Source organism: Streptomyces sp. NPDC001137 (assembly GCF_040298885.1).
In the GTDB taxonomy this organism is placed as follows: domain Bacteria; phylum Actinomycetota; class Actinomycetes; order Streptomycetales; family Streptomycetaceae; genus Streptomyces.
In genome coordinates, this window is sequence record NZ_JBEPBA010000013.1 from 195,417 (window position 1) to 216,075 (window position 20,659).

The 20,659-nt window shown below is 71.1% G+C and carries 20 protein-coding genes and 1 riboswitch; of the genes, 11 read left to right on the forward strand and 9 right to left on the reverse strand.

Annotated elements, in window-relative coordinates:
- The first annotated feature begins 32 nt into the window (after nucleotides 1-32).
- The 6 genes from ABT254_RS25960 to ABT254_RS25985 all read left to right on the forward strand — a co-directional run bounded on the left by ABT254_RS25960 (nucleotide 33) and on the right by ABT254_RS25985 (nucleotide 7,748).
- Nucleotides 33-533: a GNAT family N-acetyltransferase gene (locus tag ABT254_RS25960; RefSeq protein ID WP_351474552.1), complete on the forward strand. Its 501-nt coding sequence runs from the start codon at nucleotides 33-35 to the stop codon at nucleotides 531-533.
- Between the two features lie 62 nt (nucleotides 534-595).
- Nucleotides 596-724: riboswitch (cobalamin riboswitch) on the forward strand.
- Between the two features lie 124 nt (nucleotides 725-848).
- Complete coding sequence (locus ABT254_RS25965; protein WP_351474555.1) at nucleotides 849-3,203, forward strand: ribonucleoside-diphosphate reductase subunit alpha; 2,355 nt, start codon at nucleotides 849-851, stop codon at nucleotides 3,201-3,203.
- Nucleotides 3,203-4,216 carry a ribonucleotide-diphosphate reductase subunit beta gene (locus tag ABT254_RS25970; RefSeq protein ID WP_351474557.1) on the forward strand — a complete coding sequence of 338 codons (1,014 nt, stop codon included), beginning with the start codon at nucleotides 3,203-3,205 and terminating at the stop codon, nucleotides 4,214-4,216. Before ABT254_RS25965 ends, ABT254_RS25970 begins: the two co-directional genes overlap by 1 nt.
- A 44-nt stretch (nucleotides 4,217-4,260) precedes the next feature.
- On the forward strand, nucleotides 4,261-4,881 hold the full coding sequence (locus ABT254_RS25975) for a nucleotidyltransferase family protein (protein WP_351474560.1): 621 nt from the start codon (nucleotides 4,261-4,263) through the stop codon (nucleotides 4,879-4,881).
- A 237-nt stretch (nucleotides 4,882-5,118) separates the two neighbouring features.
- Entirely contained in the window at nucleotides 5,119-7,164 is a 2,046-nt protein-coding gene (locus ABT254_RS25980; RefSeq protein WP_351474563.1) for a putative Ig domain-containing protein, read from the forward strand.
- Nucleotides 7,165-7,274: 110 nt separating this feature from the next.
- Complete coding sequence (locus tag ABT254_RS25985; RefSeq protein WP_351474565.1) at nucleotides 7,275-7,748, forward strand: hypothetical protein; 474 nt, start codon at nucleotides 7,275-7,277, stop codon at nucleotides 7,746-7,748.
- Here the strand turns inward: ABT254_RS25985 and ABT254_RS25990 are convergent.
- Nucleotides 7,715-7,939 (reverse strand): hypothetical protein, encoded by a 225-nt coding sequence (locus ABT254_RS25990; protein ID WP_351474568.1) that lies wholly within the window; start codon nucleotides 7,937-7,939, stop codon nucleotides 7,715-7,717. The genes ABT254_RS25985 and ABT254_RS25990 overlap by 34 nt on opposite strands.
- 93 nt (nucleotides 7,940-8,032) lie before the next feature.
- On the opposite strand from ABT254_RS25990, the gene ABT254_RS25995 reads away from it, so the two are divergent.
- Complete coding sequence (locus ABT254_RS25995; RefSeq protein ID WP_351474571.1) at nucleotides 8,033-8,998, forward strand: GlxA family transcriptional regulator; 966 nt, start codon at nucleotides 8,033-8,035, stop codon at nucleotides 8,996-8,998.
- Between the two features lie 15 nt (nucleotides 8,999-9,013).
- Here the strand turns inward: ABT254_RS25995 and def are convergent, their stop codons facing one another.
- From def to ABT254_RS26035, 8 genes are all read right to left on the reverse strand, one after another.
- The gene (gene def / locus ABT254_RS26000) at nucleotides 9,014-9,664 is read right to left on the reverse strand and encodes a peptide deformylase (RefSeq protein WP_099931211.1); all 651 of its coding nucleotides are present in this window, start codon (nucleotides 9,662-9,664) and stop codon (nucleotides 9,014-9,016) included.
- A gap of 147 nt (nucleotides 9,665-9,811) precedes the next feature.
- Complete coding sequence (locus ABT254_RS26005; protein WP_351474574.1) at nucleotides 9,812-10,792, reverse strand: tetratricopeptide repeat protein; 981 nt, start codon at nucleotides 10,790-10,792, stop codon at nucleotides 9,812-9,814.
- A 107-nt stretch (nucleotides 10,793-10,899) separates the two neighbouring features.
- Nucleotides 10,900-12,141 (reverse strand): HD-GYP domain-containing protein, encoded by a 1,242-nt coding sequence (locus ABT254_RS26010; RefSeq protein ID WP_351474577.1) that lies wholly within the window; start codon nucleotides 12,139-12,141, stop codon nucleotides 10,900-10,902.
- 540 nt (nucleotides 12,142-12,681) lie between these two features.
- Entirely contained in the window at nucleotides 12,682-13,992 is a 1,311-nt protein-coding gene (locus ABT254_RS26015; protein ID WP_351474580.1) for an HD-GYP domain-containing protein, read from the reverse strand.
- A 142-nt stretch (nucleotides 13,993-14,134) separates the two neighbouring features.
- The gene (rsrA, locus tag ABT254_RS26020) at nucleotides 14,135-14,437 is read right to left on the reverse strand and encodes a mycothiol system anti-sigma-R factor (protein ID WP_351474582.1); all 303 of its coding nucleotides are present in this window, start codon (nucleotides 14,435-14,437) and stop codon (nucleotides 14,135-14,137) included.
- Nucleotides 14,434-15,117, reverse strand: a complete 684-nt coding sequence (gene sigR / locus ABT254_RS26025) for an RNA polymerase sigma factor SigR (RefSeq protein WP_351474585.1) — start codon at nucleotides 15,115-15,117, stop codon at nucleotides 14,434-14,436. Before sigR ends, rsrA begins: the two co-directional genes overlap by 4 nt.
- Nucleotides 15,118-15,373: 256 nt before the next feature.
- Entirely contained in the window at nucleotides 15,374-16,000 is a 627-nt protein-coding gene (locus tag ABT254_RS26030; protein ID WP_450751393.1) for an alpha/beta hydrolase family protein, read from the reverse strand.
- A 19-nt stretch (nucleotides 16,001-16,019) separates the two neighbouring features.
- On the reverse strand, nucleotides 16,020-16,835 hold the full coding sequence (locus ABT254_RS26035; RefSeq protein ID WP_351474591.1) for an SOS response-associated peptidase: 816 nt from the start codon (nucleotides 16,833-16,835) through the stop codon (nucleotides 16,020-16,022).
- A 50-nt stretch (nucleotides 16,836-16,885) separates the two neighbouring features.
- On the opposite strand from ABT254_RS26035, the gene ABT254_RS26040 reads away from it, so the two are divergent.
- The 4 genes from ABT254_RS26040 (at nucleotide 16,886) to ABT254_RS26055 (ending at nucleotide 20,469) form a co-directional block, all read left to right on the forward strand.
- Nucleotides 16,886-17,608: a M50 family metallopeptidase gene (locus ABT254_RS26040; RefSeq protein WP_351474594.1), complete on the forward strand. Its 723-nt coding sequence runs from the start codon at nucleotides 16,886-16,888 to the stop codon at nucleotides 17,606-17,608.
- Nucleotides 17,609-17,730: 122 nt separating this feature from the next.
- Nucleotides 17,731-19,047, forward strand: coding sequence for a 3-phosphoshikimate 1-carboxyvinyltransferase (gene aroA, locus ABT254_RS26045; RefSeq protein ID WP_351474597.1), 1,317 nt, complete (start codon nucleotides 17,731-17,733; stop codon nucleotides 19,045-19,047).
- A gap of 11 nt (nucleotides 19,048-19,058) precedes the next feature.
- Nucleotides 19,059-20,069 carry a ribosome small subunit-dependent GTPase A gene (gene rsgA, locus ABT254_RS26050; RefSeq protein WP_351474598.1) on the forward strand — a complete coding sequence of 337 codons (1,011 nt, stop codon included), beginning with the start codon at nucleotides 19,059-19,061 and terminating at the stop codon, nucleotides 20,067-20,069.
- 76 nt (nucleotides 20,070-20,145) lie between these two features.
- Complete coding sequence (locus ABT254_RS26055; protein ID WP_351474599.1) at nucleotides 20,146-20,469, forward strand: DMT family transporter; 324 nt, start codon at nucleotides 20,146-20,148, stop codon at nucleotides 20,467-20,469.
- The last annotated feature ends 190 nt before the right edge of the window (nucleotides 20,470-20,659 follow it).

A 20,659-nucleotide genomic window follows, 5' to 3' on the forward strand; every position in this document is an offset into this window, starting at 1 on the left:
CGTTGTCGTACCCGTCCGGCACACTCGGGACCATGGACATCGTGATCAGACAGGCGGAACCCGGCGAGTACGAGGTCCTCGGCGAGATCACCGCCCAGGCCTATCTCCAGGACGGTCTGCTCACCTTCGGCGAAAGCGACTGGTATCTCGCCGAGTTGAGGGACGTCGCCAAGCGGGCGGCGGCGGCCGAGGTGCTGGCGGCCGACCTGGGCGGCCGGCCGGTCGGCGGCGTCACCTACGTCCCGTCCACCGGCCCCATGGCGGATCTGGCCGGCCCGGGAGAGGCCGAGATACGCATGCTCGCCGTCGACCGGGCAGCCCGTGGCCGAGGCGCCGGAGAAGCCCTCGTACGCGCCTGCATCGACCGGGCAAGAGCCGCGGAGCGCACCGGCATCGTCCTGTGCACCCAGCCGGTCATGCACGCCGCCCATCGCATCTACGAACGCGCCGGCTTCGTCCGCGCCCCCGAGCGCGACTGGAAGCCCATCCCGGGTCAGGACTTCACCCTCCTCGCCTATGAGTTGACGCTCTGACACGCTCCGAAGTCGCCGCGACACAACATATGGGGGTGCTACCCACACCCGGCACAAGATGTATGCTCATGCTCGCTGTCGCCGCAGGGGAATCCGGTGCGAATCCGGAACTGTCCCGCAACGGTGTACCCATACGTGTTCGCACACATATGGGCGTCAGTCCGAGGACCTGCCGACAGTGCGCCCGGCCGCCGTGGCCCGGGTGCTTCGACGTCCGGGCCTCGTGGAGTGGGCCGGTGGACGCGACGCCGTGCGCGCTCGTGACTGCCCCCTGCCCTCCGCAAGGCCCCCGTGCCGAGCGAGGGAGAGCCTCACGTGACCATCGCGCCAGCAGACCCGGTTTCAGCCAGCGCCGCCGTGGCCGACGACGGCCTGGGGGCCGCGCTGCTGCGGACCCTGACCGAGCTGACCGCCGACCTCCCCGACGCCGACCCCGGCCGGGTCGCCGCCGCCGCGCTGCGCGGCCGGTCCGCCCGCGCGGACGAGACGGAGCTGCGCGAACTGGCCACGGAGGCGGCCGCCGGCCTCATCTCCGAGGACCCCGCCTACTCGCAGCTGGCCGCCCGGCTGCTGACGATCGGCATCGCCGCCGAGGCCGCCTCCCAGGGCGTCAGGTCCTTCACCGAGTCCGTCGCCGTCGGGCACCGCGAGGGCCTCATCGCCGATCGCACGGCGGAGTTCGTACGGGTCCACGCCGACCGCCTCGACGCGCTCATCGACCCTCAGGCCGATGACCGTTTCGGCTACTTCGGCCTGCGCACCCTGCACAGCCGCTATCTGCTCCGGCATCCCATCACCCGAAAGGTCGTCGAGACGCCCCAGCACTTCATGCTGAGGGTGGCGAGCGGACTGGCCGAGGACGACACCACACGCGCACTCGAGGAAGTCGCGGCCCTCTACCGGCTCATGAGCCGCCTCGACTACCTCCCGTCCTCCCCCACCCTCTTCAACTCCGGCACCCGGCACCCCCAGATGTCGTCCTGCTACCTCCTCGACTCCCCGCTGGACGAGCTGGACTCCATCTACGACCGCTACCACCAGGTCGCCCGCCTCTCGAAGCACGCCGGCGGCATCGGCCTGTCGTACAGCCGCATCCGCGCCCGCGGCTCCCTGATCCGCGGCACCAACGGCCACTCCAACGGCATCGTCCCGTTCCTGAAGACCCTCGACGCCTCGGTCGCCGCCGTGAACCAGGGCGGCCGGCGCAAGGGCGCGGCCGCCGTCTACCTGGAGACCTGGCACTCCGACATCGAGGAGTTCCTGGAGCTGCGCGACAACACCGGTGAGGACGCCCGCCGTACGCACAACCTGAACCTCGCGCACTGGGTCCCGGACGAGTTCATGCGCCGCGTGAACGCCGACGAGCAGTGGTCCCTGTTCTCCCCGGCGGACGTGCCGGAGCTGGTGGACCTGTGGGGCCAGGAGTTCGACGCCGCCTACCGCAAGGCAGAGGACGCGGGGCTCGCGAAGAAGACCATCCCCGCCCGTGACCTCTACGGCCGCATGATGCGCACCCTCGCGCAGACCGGCAACGGCTGGATGACCTTCAAGGACGCCGCCAACCGCACCGCCAACCAGACCGCCGAGCCGGGCCATGTCGTCCACTCCTCCAACCTCTGCACCGAGATCCTGGAGGTCACGAACGACGGCGAGACGGCGGTCTGCAACCTGGGCTCGGTCAACCTCGGCGCGTTCGTGGCCGATGGGGACATCGACTGGGAACGGCTGGACGAGACGGTCCGCACGGCCGTGACCTTCCTGGACCGCGTGGTCGACATCAACTTCTACCCCACCGAGCAGGCGGGCCGTTCGAACGCCCGCTGGCGCCCCGTGGGCCTGGGCGCGATGGGCCTCCAGGACGTCTTCTTCAAGCTGCGCCTGCCCTTCGACTCACCGGAGGCGAAGGCCCTGTCCACCCGGATCGCCGAGCGCATCATGCTCGCCGCCTACGAGGCCTCCGCCGACCTCGCCGAGCGGAGCGGTCCACTGCCCGCCTGGGAGAAGACCCGCACGGCCCGCGGTGTCCTGCACCCCGACCACTACGACACCGAACTCACCTGGCCGGAGCGCTGGGCGGCCCTCAGGGAACGCATCGCCGCCGTCGGCATGCGCAACTCGCTCCTCCTCGCGATCGCCCCCACCGCCACCATCGCGTCGATCGCGGGCGCGTACGAGTGCATCGAGCCGCAGGTCTCCAACCTCTTCAAGCGCGAGACCCTCTCCGGCGAGTTCCTCCAGGTCAACTCCTACCTGGTGAAGGACCTCAAGGAGCTCGGCGTCTGGGACGCCCGCACCCGTGAGGCGCTGCGCGAGTCGAACGGCTCGGTGCAGGACTTCGCCTGGATCCCGGCCGACGTACGCGCCCTGTACCGCACGGCGTGGGAGATCCCGCAGCGCGGGCTCATCGACATGGCCGCCGCCCGCACCCCGTTCCTGGACCAGTCCCAGTCCCTGAACCTGTTCCTGGAGACGCCGACCATCGGCAAGCTCTCCTCGATGTACGCGTACGCCTGGAAGCAGGGCCTGAAGACGACGTACTACCTGCGCTCCCGCCCGGCGACGCGGATCGCCCGAGCCGCCCGGGCGACCGTCCCCGTGCAGCAAGCAGCCGACCCCGAAGCGGTCGCCTGCTCCCTGGAAAACCCCGAGTCCTGCGAGGCCTGCCAGTAATGACCACCCGTAACGCCAATCTCCTCGACCCGGGCTTCGAGCTGACCCTGCGCCCCATGCGCTACCCGGACTTCTACGAGCGCTACCGGGACGCCATCAAGAACACCTGGACCGTGGAGGAGGTCGACCTCCACTCGGACGTGGCCGACCTCGCGAAGCTCACGCCCGCCGAGCAGCACCTGATCGGCCGCCTGGTCGCCTTCTTCGCGACGGGCGACTCGATCGTGGCGAACAACCTGGTGCTGACCCTGTACAAGCACATCAACTCCCCGGAGGCGCGGCTCTATCTGAGCCGCCAGCTGTTCGAGGAGGCGGTCCACGTCCAGTTCTATCTGACCCTCCTGGACACCTATCTGCCCGACCCGGAGGACCGCGCCGCCGCCTTCGCGGCCGTCGAGAACATCCCCTCCATCCGCGAGAAGGCCCAGTTCTGCTTCAAGTGGATGGACTCGGTGGACAGCCTCGACCGCCTGGAGTCCAAGGCCGACCGCCGCCGCTTCCTGCTCAACCTGATCTGCTTCGCCGCCTGCATCGAGGGCCTGTTCTTCTACGGTGCTTTCGCGTACGTCTACTGGTTCCGCAGCCGGGGCCTGCTGCACGGTCTGGCCACCGGCACCAACTGGGTCTTCCGCGACGAGACGATGCACATGAGCTTCGCGTTCGACGTGGTCGACACCGTCCGCAAGGAGGAGCCGGACCTCTTCGACGACCAGCTCGAGCAGCAGGTGACGGACATGCTGCGGGAAGCCGTCGAGGCCGAGCTGCAGTTCGGGCGCGACCTGTGCGGGGACGGTCTGCCCGGCATGAACACCGAGTCGATGCGCCAGTACCTGGAATGCGTCGCCGACCAGCGCCTCACCCGCCTCGGCTTCGCCCCGGTGTACGGCTCCGAAAACCCCTTCTCCTTCATGGAGTTGCAGGGCGTCCAGGAACTCACCAACTTCTTCGAACGCCGCCCTTCGGCGTACCAGGTGGCGGTCGAGGGCACGGTCGACCTGGACGAGGACTTCTGACCGCTCCCGGCTGCGGCAGGCCCCGCCTGTGGTAAGCCAGGAGGGTGATCAGCCGTCTCCCTCTCGATGACCAACTCGACTCCCTGCGCGCGGTGTTGTCCCGCAACAGCGTCCTGACCGAGGTGCTGGAGCGGACCGCGACGATGGCGCTGCCCGGCTGGTACCTCACCGCCGGGTGCCTCTTCCAGACCGTCTGGAACGTCGTCACCGACCGGCCGCCCACCGCCGGCATCAAGGACTACGACGTCTTCTACTTCGACGCCGACGACCTGTCCTGGGAGGCCGAGGACGCAGTGATCAAGGCCGGCCGGGAGATCTTCGCGGGTCTCCCGGCCGAGGTCGAGATCCGCAACGAGGCACGCGTGCACCTCTGGTACGAGGACAGGTTCGGGGTGCCGTGCCCGCCGTACGACTCCACCGAGGCGGCGATCGACGGCTTCGCCGCCACGACCTGCTGCCTGGGCGTACGGCTGGAGGCCGGCGGCCGGTGGCGGGTCTACGCACCGCACGGCCTCTCCGACGTCTTCAACCTCCTCGTGCGGCCGAACCCCGTGCTCGCCCCGCGTTCCGTATACGAAGCGAAGGCCGCGCGCTGGCGCGGGCAATGGCCGGAACTCACCGTGCTGGACTGGCCCCACCGGGACTCGTCCATGGAGCGTCCATAGGGCATCCATCGGACGGCCATGGACCTCCCACGGAGCGGCAAAGTTCTTCCGGCCCATCTGTTCCGGGCTCCTCGCCTCCGGCTACTTTCTGGCCGTCCTGCCATGTACACACAACACCGGCCCAGGATGTTCCAAGTGTCATGCCCATGACGGCATCGCGCACCGCCGCCGCTACGCGCGTCACAGGCCTGCCACCAGCGTCGAGAACCCCACTCCAACGACGGAGGCAGTACCCCCATGCGTGAAAAGCCCAGACGGAGCCTGCGAAGACTCCTGGCCACCGCCATACCCGCCCTCGCTCTCGGCCTCGCCGGCCTCGTGGCCGCACCGGCCCATGCGGCACCCGCGGCGACGCACCCCACGCGGACCGCCCAGAACGCCAAGGCCCTCACCTCCCCCGAGCGGCAGACGTTCCACTCGACCGGCAAGGCCGGCCAGAAGGTGCCGACCCAGCACCTGTGCGCCACCGCCGCCCCCGGCCACGCGTCCTGCTTCGCCCAGCGCCGTACCGACATCAAGCAGCGGCTGGCCTCCGCGGTCGCCGCCGCCGCTCCCTCCGGCCTCTCCCCGGCCAACCTGCACAGCGCCTACAACCTGCCGTCAACGGGCGGCTCAGGCCTGACGGTTGCCGTGGTGGACGCCTACAACGACCCCAACGCCGAGTCGGACCTGGCCACTTACCGCTCGACGTACGGCCTGTCCTCGTGCACCAAGGCCAACGGCTGCTTCAAGCAGGTCAGCCAGACCGGTTCCACGACCTCGCTGCCCAGCAACGACACCGGCTGGGCCGGTGAAGAGGCGCTGGACCTCGACATGGTCAGCGCGGTCTGCCCGAACTGCAACATCATCCTCGTCGAGGCCAACTCCGCCAACGACACCGACCTCGGCATCGCCGAGAACGAGGCCGTCTCGCTCGGCGCGAAGTTCGTCTCCAACAGCTGGGGCGGCTCCGAGTCCTCCTCCCAGACCAGCGAGGACACCTCGTACTTCAAGCACCCGGGTGTCGCGATCACCGTCTCCGCGGGCGACTCCGCCTACGGCGCCGAGTACCCGGCGACCTCGCAGTACGTGACGGCGGTCGGCGGTACGGCCCTGTCCACGTCCTCCAACTCCCGCGGCTGGACCGAGTCGGTGTGGCACACCAACTCCACCGAGGGCACCGGATCCGGCTGCTCCGCCTACGACCCGAAGCCGAGCTGGCAGACGGACACCGGCTGCAGCAAGCGCATGGAGGCCGACGTCTCCGCCGTCGCCGACCCGGCCACCGGCGTCGCGGTCTACGACACGTACGGCGGTTCCGGCTGGGCGGTCTACGGCGGCACCAGCGCCTCGGCGCCGATCATCGCCGGCGTGTACGCCCTGGCCGGCGCCCCCGGCTCCAGCGACTACCCGGCGAAGTACCCCTACAGCCACACCAGCAACCTGTACGACGTGACCAGCGGCAACAACGGCTCCTGCTCCACGTCCTACTTCTGCACCGCTCAGACCGGCTACGACGGCCCGACCGGCTGGGGCACCCCGAACGGCACCACCGCCTTCACCTCGGGCAGCGCCTCCGGCAACACGGTGACCGTCACCAACCCGGGCAGCCAGTCGACGACGACCGGCAGCTCCGTCAGCCTTCAGATCAGCGCGAGCGACAGCGCGGGCGCGACGCTCACCTACAGCGCGAGCGGCCTGCCGACCGGGCTGTCGATCAGCAGCTCCAGCGGCCTGATCTCCGGTACGGCGTCCACCGCCGGCACCTACCAGGTCACCGTCACCGCCAAGGACTCCACCGGCGCCTCCGGCTCGACCTCCTTCAGCTGGACGGTCGGCTCCAGCGGCGGCACCTGCTCCTCCACGCAGCTCCTCGGCAACCCCGGCTTCGAGTCGGGCAACACCACCTGGACCGCGTCCAGCGGGGTCATCACCAACTCCAGCAGTGAGTCGGCGCACGCCGGTTCGTACTACGCCTGGCTGGACGGCTACGGCTCCTCGCACACCGACACGCTGTCCCAGTCGGTGACCGTGCCGAGCGGCTGCAAGGCGACCTACACCTTCTACCTGCACATCGACACCGCGGAGACCGGCTCCACCGCGTACGACAAGCTGACGGTCAGCGCCGGTTCGACCACCCTGGCGACGTACTCGAACGTCAACGCCGCCTCCGGCTACGTACAGAAGTCCTTCGACCTGAGCTCCTACGCGGGCTCGACCGTCACCCTGAAGTTCAGCGGTGTCGAGGACTCCTCGCTCCAGACCAGCTTCGTCGTCGACGACACCGCCGTCACGACCAGCTGATCCCGATCCGTCCTGAGTGATCCCGGGCCCCGGTCGCCGCCTTCGCGGCCGGGGCTCCGGTGTGGATCCGGACGTCGGGGTCACACGTCACAGAGGTGAGGAGGCCCCCCATGCGCCGAACGATCCGCCACACGACCCTCGCCCTCGCGGCACTCACCCTCGCCCTGGCCGGCTGCGGCAACCAGACCGACAGCGGCAAGGGCGGCGACAGCAACAGCGTGTCGTCCTCCCCCACACCCAAGAAGAGCCCGCCGCCGAGTCCCTCGGGCGGCTGTACGACGGCGTCGACGCTCGGCGCCGCCGACAGCGGCCGCACGGTCTGTCTGGCGGTGGGCGACACCGTCCGGATCAGCCTGGACGGAACCGCGAAGCGGCCCTGGAAGCCGGTCACCGCGAGCGGCTCCGTCCTGCGGGCCACCAACAGCGGCTTCGTCCTGCAACCCGGCGACGCGAGCGCCGCCTTCAAGGCCGTGGCGGACGGGAAGACCCGGCTGGAGTCCACGCGGCCGCTGTGCGCCGCCCAGTCCGGCCGGGTCTCGTGCCTGGGGATTCAGGAGTGGTGGGTCACCGTGGTGGTGAAGTAGCGCGGCCGACGGGCGGGACGCCCCGCGGGGGCGCGGTCCTCGGCCTGCCGGCGGGCCTGCTCGGCCTCGCGGATCTGCCGGTCGATGCGCCGGTCGCGCGCGATACCGAGCACGGACGGGAGGACCAGGAGAACGAGGAGGGCGAGAACGGTCAGCATTCCGATCAGTCCTTCGAGGTGTGCCGTATCCATGGACACCACTGTCGCGCCGATAGCTCCTGACAAACAGTGGCAGGACTGCCGTAGACCCTCGAAAAACTGCCAATGCCGAGGCACACTGGTGGCATGCTGCAGAACGTCGCCGCCGTCGTCCTGGACGGCGTGAACCCCTTCGAACTGGCCGTCGTCTGCGAGGTGTTCGGCACCGACCGCAGCGACGACGGGCTGCCCGTCTACGACTTCGCGGTCGCCTCGGCAGAGGGCCCGGTGCTGAGCACGCGCGCGGGCTTCTCCATGAACGTCGAGCACGGTCTGGAGCGGCTGGAGGAGGCCGATCTCATCGCCGTGCCGGCCGGCGCCTGCTTCGAGACCCGGGAGTTCCCGCCCGAGCTCCTTGACGCGCTGCGGCGCGCGGCCGGCCGGGGCGCACGGATCCTCAGCGTCTGCTCCGGAGTCTTCGTGGTCGCCGCGGCCGGGCTGCTCGACGGCCGGCGCTGTGCCGTCCACTGGCACCACGCGGAGGAGCTGGCGCGGGCGTACCCGCGGCTGACGGTCGAGCCCGACGTCCTGTACGTGGACGAGGATCCGGTGATCACCTCGGCGGGCACCGCGGCAGGCATCGACGCCTGTCTGCACATCGTCCGCAAGGAACAGGGCCCGGAGGTCGCCAACAAGATCGCCCGGCGGATGGTGGTGCCGCCGCACCGGGACGGCGGGCAGGCCCAGTACATCGAGCGCCCGCTGCCCCGCTCGCACGGCGACACGGTCGCCGAGGTGCTGGTGTGGATGGAGCGGCACCTCGACGAGGACGTCACGGTCGAGCAGCTCGCCGACCGCGCCCACATGTCGCCGCGCACCTTCGCCCGCCGCTTCCAGCAGGAGACGGGGACGACGCCCTACCGGTGGATCCTGCGCCAACGCGTGCTGCTGGCCCAGCGGTTGCTGGAGGGCACGGACGAGACGGTGGACGCGATCGCGGGCCGGGCGGGGTTCGGCAACGCGGCGGCGCTGCGCCACCAGTTCGTCCAGGCGATCGGGACGACCCCGAACGCCTACCGGCGCACCTTCAGGGGCCCCGAGGCGGCCGCCTGACCCTCGCCGGGCGCCTCAGTCGTTCGCGACGACGGGGTAGCGCGGCTCGTTCTCGGCCATCTGCCTGAGCGCGTCCTTGCGCTCACGCTTGGACAGGCGGTCGATGTACAGGTAGCCGTACAGGTGGTCGGTCTCGTGCTGCAGGCAGCGGGCGAAGTAGCCGGTGCCGCGGACCTTGATCGGGTTGCCCTTCTCGTCCTGGCCGGTCACCTCGGCGTAGTCGGGACGGGCGAGCGGTGCGTACGCGGTGGGCACGGACAGGCAGCCCTCGTTGCTGTCGTCCAGACGGCGCCGCTCGGCGGGCAGGTCGACCAGCTTGGGGTTGCAGACGACACCGACGTGCCGGACGCCCTCGTCGTCACCGCAGTCGTAGACGAAGACCTTCAGGTCGACGCCGATCTGGTTGGCGGCCAGGCCCACGCCCTCGGCGGTGCGCTGCGAGGCGAACATGTCCGCGACCAGCTGCTGCAGCTCCTCGCCGAACTCGGTGACGTCCTTGCACTCCTTGTGCAGCACCGGGTTCCCGACGACCGTGATGGGCCGCGAGGTCCCGGCCGCCCGCCAGGCGTTCTCGCGCTCCTCGGTCTCCTCGGTGTCGATGACGAAGCCCTCGTCGTCGACGGGGAGCACGCCCGCGTGCTGCTTTTCGGTGTCCTGCTGCGCCATGCCGACGTATGCCTTCCTCAAAAACCGGGGTTCGCTGCTGATACAGGGTACGGGGAAGCGCCCCGCAAGGGGCGCGGGACTGTGTCGATATGCGGCTCCGCCGCGTGGGCGCGACCAGCCACAACGAACCCGCACCCGGCAAAGGCGCTAACAGACCTCTTCGAGATCCCGCCAGTCCCGGGAGTCAGGGCTGTCGGCGACCCACCCGTCCAACAGCCCCCTGACCAGGGAAGCCGGAGCAGCCACCCCACACTCCCGCTCAGGCACCCACAACTGCCCATCGGTCCGATGCCCCAACGGACCGGGATGCCCGGGCTCACTGTGGTCATGGGGGTCAAGATGCTCCCCATCACCCTCATCGGAGGGCATCCGCGACTCGGAGCACATCCGACACAGCAGCCGCACGGACGACGACCAGTCCTCCGCCGCAAAACCGGCATCCGCAGCCAGCTGCTCCAAAGCATCCCGGTCCGCCTCGGTGGCGGCTTCAAGCAGCACCACCCACGTAGGCACGGGCGACGGCGCCCACAGCTCGATCTCGTCGAACACCGGGTAGGCATGCCCGGCGGCGGTCGTCCGCTCCCCGTGGGGCACCCCGTCGTGCAGCACGACCTCACCCCACCGCCGACCGGAGGACGGCAGCGGAATGGACAGGACCTCCATCCGCGCGGGGTCCAGCCGCCGCCCCCACACCACCTCGGCCTCCCCCTCCGGGGACAGCCGTACGGCAGCGCTGCCGAGCTCCATGCCGACGGGCTCGCCGTTCGCCGCGGCAGCCCCCGGCACCCGCAGCCCGTACGCCTGCCAGGCCCGCCGGGCCAGCGGCCAGTCCTGCAGGGCGGTGGCCGCGATGCCGACGTTCCACCAGTCGGGGGCGCCGGTCTCCCGGTCGAGCAGCGCGACGGCCCGCAGGCCTGCCGCGCGTGCCTGCTCCCAGTCGTGCCGGAACTTGTGCAGCAGGGCGAGGTTGAACCAGGACTCGGAGAGCCAGGGCTCCAGGTCGGCGGCACGTGTCAGCAGAGCGCCCGCGTCCTCGTACCGGCCGTCGCCGATCAGCGTGAAAGCCCGGTCGGTGGCCTGCCGCCAGGAGGCGGAGGGCCGGTGCCGTCCCTTGCCGAAGATCCTCACGATTCCCTGCCAGTTCCGTGGAGTGGGCTGGCTAGTGCTGCCCCCGGACACACCCTCTCATTCGCATCCAACCACGTACGGCTGGAAGGGCGCTCATTACCCATGGGTTACCCAGCCGCGGGCAGGGTCAGACAGTCCCGTGCGAGGACCCGGGCCAGCGATTCCACCACTTCGGGCGCATAGTCCCCGGCGGTGGCCAGCCGCAGCTCCTCCAGCGCCGTCAGGGGCCCGCCGGGCCCCGCGTCGCGTGCTTTCTCGTCGTAGGCGTTGACGGCCCGCACGATCCGGGCGGCAAGGGGCTGCTCCCGGTAGGGGTCGGCCTGCCGCTCGACGACCACGGCGACCGCCGAGTCGACCCCGGTCTGACGTACGACGGCCCCGCCGAGCAGGGCGATACGGCGCTGCTCGGCCGCGGGCAGGCCGGCGGTGGCGCCCGCCGGTACCGGGTCGACCAGGCTGAGCTGGCCGATGTCGTGCATGAGGGCGGCGTACTCCAGCACCGTCAGTTCGGGACGGGTGAGTCCGAGGTCGCGACCGACGGCACGGCTGAGGGCGGCCACCCGGCGGGCGTGCCCGGCGGGCGTGTACCCGGCGATCTCGGTGGCGCGGGCGAGGGAGGTGATGGTCTGCCGGTAGGTGGTCCGCACGGCCGCGTACCGCTTGAAGGACAGCTGGGTCAGCAGCAGCGGCAGCGAGAACACGGGCAGCGCCCACAGCCCGACGACGGCGACCGCGAGAGCCATCACGGCGCCCGTGGCGCACACGGCGGAGCCGATGCCGAGGAGGGCGTGCAGCTCGTCCCGCAGCAGCGGGCCGAAGGGCCACCGGGTACGGGAGTGGGCGAGTGCGGCGGCGAGCACGGCGTCGCACAGTGCGGTGAGCGCGAGGAGGGCGAGGAGCAGCAGGGCGTAGGCGGGGCCGTGCCATTCGCCGAACGCCCCCCGGTTGTACAGGGGTTGGAAGCAGACGGCGGCGAACCCGACGGTGAGCACGCGCCGCGCGAGATGGTCGAGCACGGGCCCGCGTCCGCGGGCGATGTGCGGCACGCTGCCGATGAGGGCGGCGGCGAGGACGACGGCGACGACCTGGGTGACGCCGTGGTGGGTGGGCTGCCCGGCGTTCTCCCCGAGCAGGGCGTACGACATCGCGCCCGCGGCCCCGAGCGGCGCGGCCTCCCTGACCCGGGCGCCGGTCCAGCGGCTGAGCTCACCGATGGTGACGAGCAGACCGAAGGCGAGGGCCGTGGAGCGCTCCTCCAGTCCGGCCCGGTGGGTGACGGCGAGGGAGCCGACGGCGAGAAGGCCGGCGCAGGCGTGGATGACGAGCGTGAGCGGTGGCCGGCCGCTCATCCGAGCCCTCCGCGCCTACTGGAAACGGCCTCCCCACGCCGGGGCGGACGGGGCTGCTCAGCCCCGACCACCGGGCGCTCACAGGCAGAGCTGCGCCGCCGCGACCACCGGGCGCTCATCCGTGACCTCCCGGCCGACTGGAGACACCCGCGGCGGGCACGGGCAGGCAGCGACGCTCCGCCACGACTGCCAGGCGCCCATCCCCAGGTCCCCGGCCCACTGGAGACAACCCCGGCGGGCACGGGCACACAGGGCGCCCCGCCACGACTGCCAGGCGCCCATCCCCAGGTCCCCGGCCCACTGGAGACAACCCCGGCGGGCACGGGCACACAGGGCGCCCCGCCACGGCAGCCGGGCGCCCGTCCCCAGGCCGCCTGCGGACTGGAACGGCCTCGGCGGGCACGGGCGGGCAGGGACGCTCCGCCGCGACCACCGGGCCCCGACCCCAGGGCCCCGGCCCATCCCCACGCCCCCGGCCCACCGGAGACAACCCCGGCGGGCACGGGCACGCAGGGGCGCTCCACCGCGGCCACCGGGCGCTCACCCGCGGGCCCCCGGTCGGCTGGAGACGGCCGCTGCGGGTGCGGGCACGTGGGGTTGCTCCTCCGCGGTGACCGTGGGATGCCAGCCGCAGCGGCCGAGCGCCTGCGCCAGCGCCGCGACCATGCGGGGGTCGAACTGCGCCCCGGCGCACCGCTCCAGCTCCTCCAGGGCGGCCGGGACCGGCCGGGCGCGCCGGTAGCACCGCGTGGACGTCATCGCGTCGAAGGCGTCCGCGACGGCCACCACCCGCGCCGACTCGGGGATCTGGCTTCCGCGCAGCCCGTACGGATATCCGCTGCCGTCAAGGCGTTCGTGATGGTGGAGTACGGCGGCCCTGGCCTCGCCCAGAAAACCGATTCCGCGCACCATTTCGTGGCCGTACTCGGGATGCAGCTCGATCACCCGGCGTTCCTCGGGCGTCAGCGGCCCGTCCTTCCTCAACAGCCGTGTGGGGACGCCGAGTTTGCCCACGTCGTGCAGGATCCCGGCGAACCGGAGGACCTCGACGCGCTCGTCGTCCATGCCGAGTTCCCGGGCGATCATCATGGAGGCCTGGCCGACCCGTTCGCTGTGGCCGCGCGTGTACTCGTCCTTGATGTCGACGGCCTGCACCAGCGCCCGGATCGTCGCCCGGTGGGCGGCGCGCTCCCGGTGGTACTGCGTGAACACCCACCAGGACACACACATCGGCAGTAGCACCAGCAGCGCGGCGACGGGCCCGTACGGGCTGCGCCACAGGACAGCCATCATCAGCCCGGCGAGACCGTGCACCACCACGGGCGCGAGGGACCGTACGAACAGCCCCCGCCAGGCCCGGCGTACCGGCACCCGCTCGGCCAGCGCGCGGATCCCGCCGTCGAGGGTGGTCAGCACCAGGCAGAAGGCCAGCACCGCGGCGCCCGCGGGCACGAGTGCGTACGGGAAGTCGGAGGCGACGACCGCGTCCCGCCCGCCCAGCGACCAGTGCACCCGGCCCGCGGCCCACACGCCGAGCACCAGCTGGGCGGCGCGCCAGCTCCGCCGCAGCCGGCGCGGCCGCTGGTCGACCCGGGACAGCAGCGCCCCCGGCAGCGCCACCAGGGCGGCGGCCGGGGGCGGCAACAGAAAGGCACCGGCAAGCAGTACGGGGTAGAACGTTCCGGCAAAGCGCCATCGGGCGGCGGCCTGCTCGCAGCCCGCGTACAGCAGGGCGAGCAGGGCGACCGCCCGCCAGGAGGTGTGGACGGCGAGCAGCGGAAGCAGACAGAGCAGCGCCCCGAGGACCGTACAGGCGACGTACGCGCGTGCCCGTGCCGGAACCGCCTCCATCACGCCCCTTCCGGCCGAAACCTGCTCCGGCTGAGGAGACTAGGGCGGGCCGAGGGGAGTCCGCGGGCTTATGAACCGCGGATTAGCACGTTCGAGTGACGACAGCCCGTTCCAGGCATTCCGGACGAAGGTCCGGGGGAGTTCAGGACTCCTGCGGGGTCGCGGTGATGTCGTGCTCGGGGACGGCCTGTCCGGAGCGGATCAGGTCCAGCCGCCCCAGGACCTTGGCGCGCAGGTCGCTCGGTACGTCGTCATGGCCGCAGCACCGCTTGACCAGCTTCTTCACGGCCTGCTCCAGGCCGTACTTCTCCAGGCACGGCGAGCACTCCGTGAAGTGCTGCTTGAACTTGTCGCGATCGACGTCCGGCATCTCACTGTCGAGGAACTCGTAGAGATGGTCGAGGACCTCACTGCAGTCCGTCTCGTGCGGCTCTCCGCAGCTCATGAGCCCGAGCCTTTCGCTTCGTCCGACTCTCCGGCGCCGGCCGGGACCAGTCCGCGCTCGCGCGCGTAGTCCTCGAGCATGCCGCGCAGTTGACGGCGGCCCCGGTGCAGCCGGGACATCACCGTACCGATGGGTGTCCCCATGATGTCCGCGATCTCCTTGTACGCAAAGCCCTCGACATCGGCGAGGTAGACGGCGATGCGGAATTCCTCGGGGATCGCCTGGAGTGCTTCCTTCACGTCCGAGTCGGGCAGGTGGTCGAGCGCCTGCGACTCCGCGGAGCGCAGACCGGTCGACATGTGCGACTCGGCGCGGGCGAGCTGCCAGTCCTCGATCTCCTCGGCCGCGGAGCGCTGGGGTTCACGCTGCTTCTTGCGGTACGAGTTGATGAAGGTGTTGGTGAGGATCCGGTACAGCCACGCCTTGAGATTGGTGCCTTCGCGGAACTGGTGGAAGGACGCGTACGCCTTCGCGTACGTCTCCTGCACCAGGTCCTCGGCGTCGGCAGGGTTGCGCGTCATGCGCAGGGCGGCCGAGTACATCTGGTCGAGGAATTCGAGCGCGTCCCGCTCGAAGCGCGCGCTGCGCTCCGCGGTCGACTCCGCGCTGATGCCCTGGCCCTCGGGCAGCTCCGCCTGGCCGTTGTCGGTCCCTGCGTCGATCCCAGTGACCGGACCCACCTCCTCAAGATTCCGGGCAGCACCGAAACCGGTGTCGCCAGAATCGGAGGATAGACGACGACCCGTCCCCGCCGCCCCTCGAATAGGGGTGGTCTTGGCCGCAGTCAGCACCGTCCAGTCCAGGTCAGTGCGGCTGCTGCGGCTCGGGCAGATGGTCGAACCCATGCGGCGGACTTCCTCTCCTACGACGATCGGTGCTGGTCTCCAGCACTTCTGTCCGCCTCAACAGTGGCCGTCCTCGCGGCATTCCCCGCCGTCACCCGAGTGACGCGGTCCACCGCGTGACGCCGTCCGTGATGATCTCCAGCGCCTGCTCCTGGGTGATCTCCGCCCGCTTGGGCACGGCGAACCCGTGATCGCCGTACGGGACCTCGACCAGCTCGTACGCCCCTTTCGGGAACTCCTCGGGCCGTCCGAAGGGGTCGTTCCCGCCCTGTACGACGAGGGTGGGCACCCCGGAGCCCAGCAGTTCGTCGGCGCGGGACTTCTCCGGCTTGCCCGGCGGATGCAGCGGGAAACTGAGGGCGAGGACGGCACGGGCGCCGAGCTCGACGGCCGTACGACAGGCGACCCTGGCCCCCGCGCTCCGTCCGCCCGAGACCACCGGCAGTCCGGGCTCGGCGAGCGCGGGCCAGATCCCGCGCCAGCCGAGGTCGAGCGTCTTCGGGGCGGGCGCCAGCTTCTTGCCGGCCACCCGCCAGGGCTGCTCGACGAGGGCGACGGTCACTCCCTGTCCGGGCAGGACCCGGGCGAGGGCCTGGAGGTCCCGTGCCCCGATGCCGCCGCCGGCGCCGTGGCTGACGGCGAGGACGAGCCGCGGCCGGTCGGCGTGGCGCCAGGTGATGCGGGCGGGACCGGCATCGGTCTCGACGTCCTGTGTCACTTCTGTCAGATCTGTCACATCAGAAAAGTGTGCCTTCTTCGGGGCCTTCGAGTTCCTTCAGCAGCTCCGGCCCGTTGTTGCGGACGTTGCTGACCGCGGTGGACACGGGGTAGGCGCGCATCAGCCCGGCGGGCGGCGGATCCAGCAGCGACCGCAGGTCCTCGGGGTCGGTGCGCGAGGGGTCGAGCCAGGCGTCCCAGCGGTCCGGGGTGAGCATCAGCGGCATCCGGGGGTGGATGTCGGCGAGCGCGTGCGGGCCCTCTGCCGGGGCGACGGCGAGCGGTGTCTTCTCCGCCTCGGTCGTGATCACGGAGCAGGTCACCCACCAGGCCTGCGGGTGGTCGTCCGGCAGTGTTTTGTCCCGCCAGAACTCGTACAGCCCGGCCATGGCGAAGACCGACCCGTCGGCGGGCAGCACGAAGTACGGCTGCTTGCGGGGCCGCTTCTTCTTCCCCTCGACCTCCAGGTCCCGCTCGCCCTTGCCGGTGACCCACTCGTAGTAGCCGTCGGCGGGGATGATGCAGCGACGGGAGACGAAGGCCCGCTTGTACGACGGCTTCTCATGGACGGTCTCGGCCCGGGCGTTGATCATGCGGGCGCCGCCCTCGGGGGTCTTCGACCAGCTCGGCACCAGGCCCCACTTCAGCTTGCGCAGCTGCCGAACCGGCCGCGGGTCGTCGACGTCCTTAAGAGGGCGGTCCAGGACGGCGTAGACCTCCTTGGTGGGGGCCACGTTGTAGTCGGGCGCGAGGGTCTCCTCGGGTTCCCACTTCTCGATCTCAAAGATTCCTGCGAGATCCTCGGGCCCACGACTCGCTGCATACCGTCCGCACATACGTGCCACACTGCCAGATTCGATACGACTCCAGGGAGCCACAGCCGAACATGCACACCCACGCATCCGACTCGTTGGCCTCCCTCTGGGACCAGGTCTCCGGCAGCCAGCCGGACCCCGACCTCTGGGTGGTGATCGCGACCCTGGTCGCCGCGCTGGCCGTGGTCGTCCCGCACAACGTCTGGCGCATCTCGCGCAACGCCATCACCATCGCCCACGAGGGCGGCCACGGCCTGATCGCCCTGGTCACCGGACGCCGGCTGACAGGCATACGGCTGCACTCCGACACCAGCGGCCTCACCGTCAGCCGGGGCAAGCCGCACGGCCTGGGGATGATCCTCACCGCGGCCGCCGGCTACACCGCTCCCCCGCTCCTCGGCCTGGGCGGCGCGGCCCTGCTCGCCGTCGGCCACATCACCCTGCTGCTGTGGCTGGCGACGGCCCTGCTCGTCGCCATGCTGGTGATGATCCGCAACGCGTACGGCGCCCTGACGGTGGTCCTGACCGGCGGCACGTTCCTCCTGGTGTCCTGGCTGGCGGGACCGCAGGTGCAGGCCGCGTTCGCGTATGCGGTGGTGTGGTTCCTGCTGGTCGGCGGGGTACGCCCGGCGTTCGAACTGCAGGCGAAGCGGAGCCGTGGGAGTGCCGGGGACTCGGACGCGGACCAGTTGTCGCGGTTGACGCATGTCCCGGCGGGCCTGTGGCTGTTCCTGTTCCACGCGGTGAGCCTGTGCTCGCTGATAGGCGGAGGGCGCTGGCTGCTGGCGCAATGACCAGCCGCCCCGCAGGGGCGCGGGGCCGTTCGATCAGCGGCTCCGCCGCGGGGCGCGAACAGCCACGATGGCGCCGCAGACGCAAGACGTCCTGCGCAACCCCCTGCTTATAAAGTGGCCCCATGGCCACAAACCCCGCACACACCGCCCTCTGGCCCGCCCCCACCGCGAGCGGAGCCGTCGACGCGACGGTCCACGTGCCGGGGTCCAAGTCGGTCACCAACCGCGCCCTCGTCCTGGCGGCGCTGGCAAGCGAACCCGGCTGGCTGCGCCGCCCCCTCCGCTCCCGCGACACGCTGCTGATGGCGGGCGCCCTGCGGGCGCTGGGTGTCGGCATCGAGGAGGGCGTGGGCCCCGACGGCACCGGCGAGACCTGGCGGGTGCTCCCCACGGGCCTGCACGGCCCGGCCACGGTCGACGTCGGCAACGCCGGCACCGTGATGCGCTTCCTGCCCCCGGTGGCCGCGCTCGCCGACGGCCCCATCCGCTTCGACGGCGACCCGAGGTCGTACGAGCGCCCCCTGAACGGCGTCATCGACGCCCTGCGCGTGCTCGGCGCGCGCATCGACGACGACGGCCGCGGCGCGCTGCCGCTGACCGTGCACGGCGGGGGCGCCCTGGACGGCGGCCCGGTGGAGATCGACGCCTCGTCGTCCTCCCAGTTCGTGAGCGCCCTGCTGCTGTCCGGCCCCCGCTTCAACCAGGGTGTCGAGGTCCGTCACGTCGGCAGCTCCCTGCCCTCCCTGCCGCACATCCGTATGACCGTCGACATGCTGCGCGCGGTCGGCGCCCAGGTGGACACCCCGGAGTCGGGCGGCGAGCCCAATGTGTGGCGGGTGACGCCGGGCGCGCTGCTCGGCCGGGACCTGACCATCGAGCCGGACCTGTCCAACGCGCAGCCGTTCCTGGCGGCCGCCCTGGTGACCGGCGGCAAGGTCGTGATCCCCGACTGGCCGTCCCGCACCACGCAGCCCGGCGACAAGCTGCGGGAGATCTTCACCGACATGGGCGGTTCCTGCGAACTGACCGAGTACGGCCTGGAGTTCACCGGCTCGGGCGCGATCCGGGGTATCGACGTGGATCTGAGCGAGGTCGGCGAGCTGACCCCGGGCATCGCCGCGGTCGCGGCCCTCGCGGACTCCCCCTCCACCCTCCGCGGCGTGGCCCATCTGCGGCTGCACGAGACGGACCGGCTGGCCGCGCTCACCAAGGAGATCAACGAGCTCGGCGGTGACGTCACCGAGACCGCCGACGGCCTCCACATCCGCCCCCGCAAGCTGCACGGCGGGATCTTCCACACGTACGAGGACCACCGTATGGCGACGGCCGGCGCGATCATCGGCCTCGCGGTCGAGGGTGTGCAGATCGAGAACGTGGCGACGACGGCGAAGACCCTGCCGGACTTCCCCGACATGTGGGCCGGGATGCTCGGGGCGTAGGGACTTCCGCCATGCGCCGCTACGGCAAGCACACCGACGAGGACGACATCCGCAGCCGCCCTAACCGCAAGGGCAACCGGCCGCGCACCAACATCCGGCCCAAGCACGAGGACGCCGCCGAGGGCATGGTCCTCACCGTCGACCGGGGCCGTCTGACCTGCCTGGTCGACGACCGGATCGTGCTGGCGATGAAGGCCCGCGAACTCGGCCGGAAGGCGGCGATCGTCGGCGACCGGGTGGCCCTCGTCGGCGACCTGTCCGGCAAGAAGGACACCCTCGCGCGCATCGTCCGCATCGAGGAGCGCACCTCGCTGCTGCGCCGCACCGCCGATGACGACGACCCGTACGAACGCGCGGTCGTCGCCAACGCCGACCAGCTCGCCATCGTCACCGCCCTGGCCGACCCGGAACCCCGCCCGCGCCTGATCGACCGCTGCCTGGTCGCGGCCTACGACGGCGGCCTGGAACCTCTCCTGGTCATGACCAAGTCGGACCTGGCCCCGCCCGACAAGCTCCTGGAGCTGTACGGCGATCTGGACATCCCCTACGTCGTCACCAGCCGCGAGGAGCTGGAGAACGGCGACGCGGCGGACCGCGTGCGCGAGCAACTCGACGGCAGGATCACGGCGTTCGTCGGCCACTCGGGCGTCGGCAAGACGACCCTGGTCAACGCGCTGGTCCCGGAGGACCGCCGGCGGCTGACCGGCCATGTGAACGCGGTGACCGGCCGCGGCCGCCACACGACCACCTCGGCGCTGGCGCTCCCGCTCAGCGGCGACGACGGCTGGGTGATCGACACGCCGGGCGTGCGGTCCTTCGGCCTCGCCCACATCGACCCGTCCCGCGTCATCCATGCCTTCCCCGACCTGGAGCCGGGGACGGAGGGCTGCCCACGCGCGTGCAGTCACGACGAGCCGGACTGCGCGCTGGACGAGTGGGTGGCCGAGGGTCACGCCGACCCGGCCCGGCTCTATTCGCTGCGCCGGCTGCTGTCCACGCGGGAGCGCAAGGAGGGCGACTGACCTCCGCGGTGTTTGTGAGGCGCCGAGCCCGGTAAGTGCATAATCGCACCGAGCCGGACATACGGGAGGACAGCACATGGCGTGGCTGCTGGTAGTGGTGGCCGGGTTGCTCGAGACGGGTTTCGCCGTGTGCCTCAAGCTCTCCCACGGATTCACCCGCCTGTGGCCGACGATCGCGTTCTGCGCCTTCGCCCTGGGCAGTTTCGGTCTGCTCACCCTGTCCCTGAGGAAGCTGGACGTCGGCCCCGCCTACGCCGTGTGGACCGGCATCGGCGCGGCGGGCACCGCGATCTACGGCATGGTCTTCCTCGGCGACCTGGTGTCGACGCTGAAGCTGGTCTCGATCAGCCTGGTCATCGTGGGCGTGATCGGCCTCCAGCTCTCCGGATCCGCCCACTAGACGACTTCGGGCGGCCGCAGACCGCCGCCCGAAGTCGTCAACTCCCGTTCTCCGGCGCCCACCAGCCACTGCCCGTCGAGCAGTTCCCTCCTCGGCGGACCCCGACTCCCCTACTGGCCGGGGGACTTCGCCGCGCTCCGGCGCGCGGTCGGCCCGCGTACAGCCGCTCGCCTGCCGAAGTCGGCGCCGA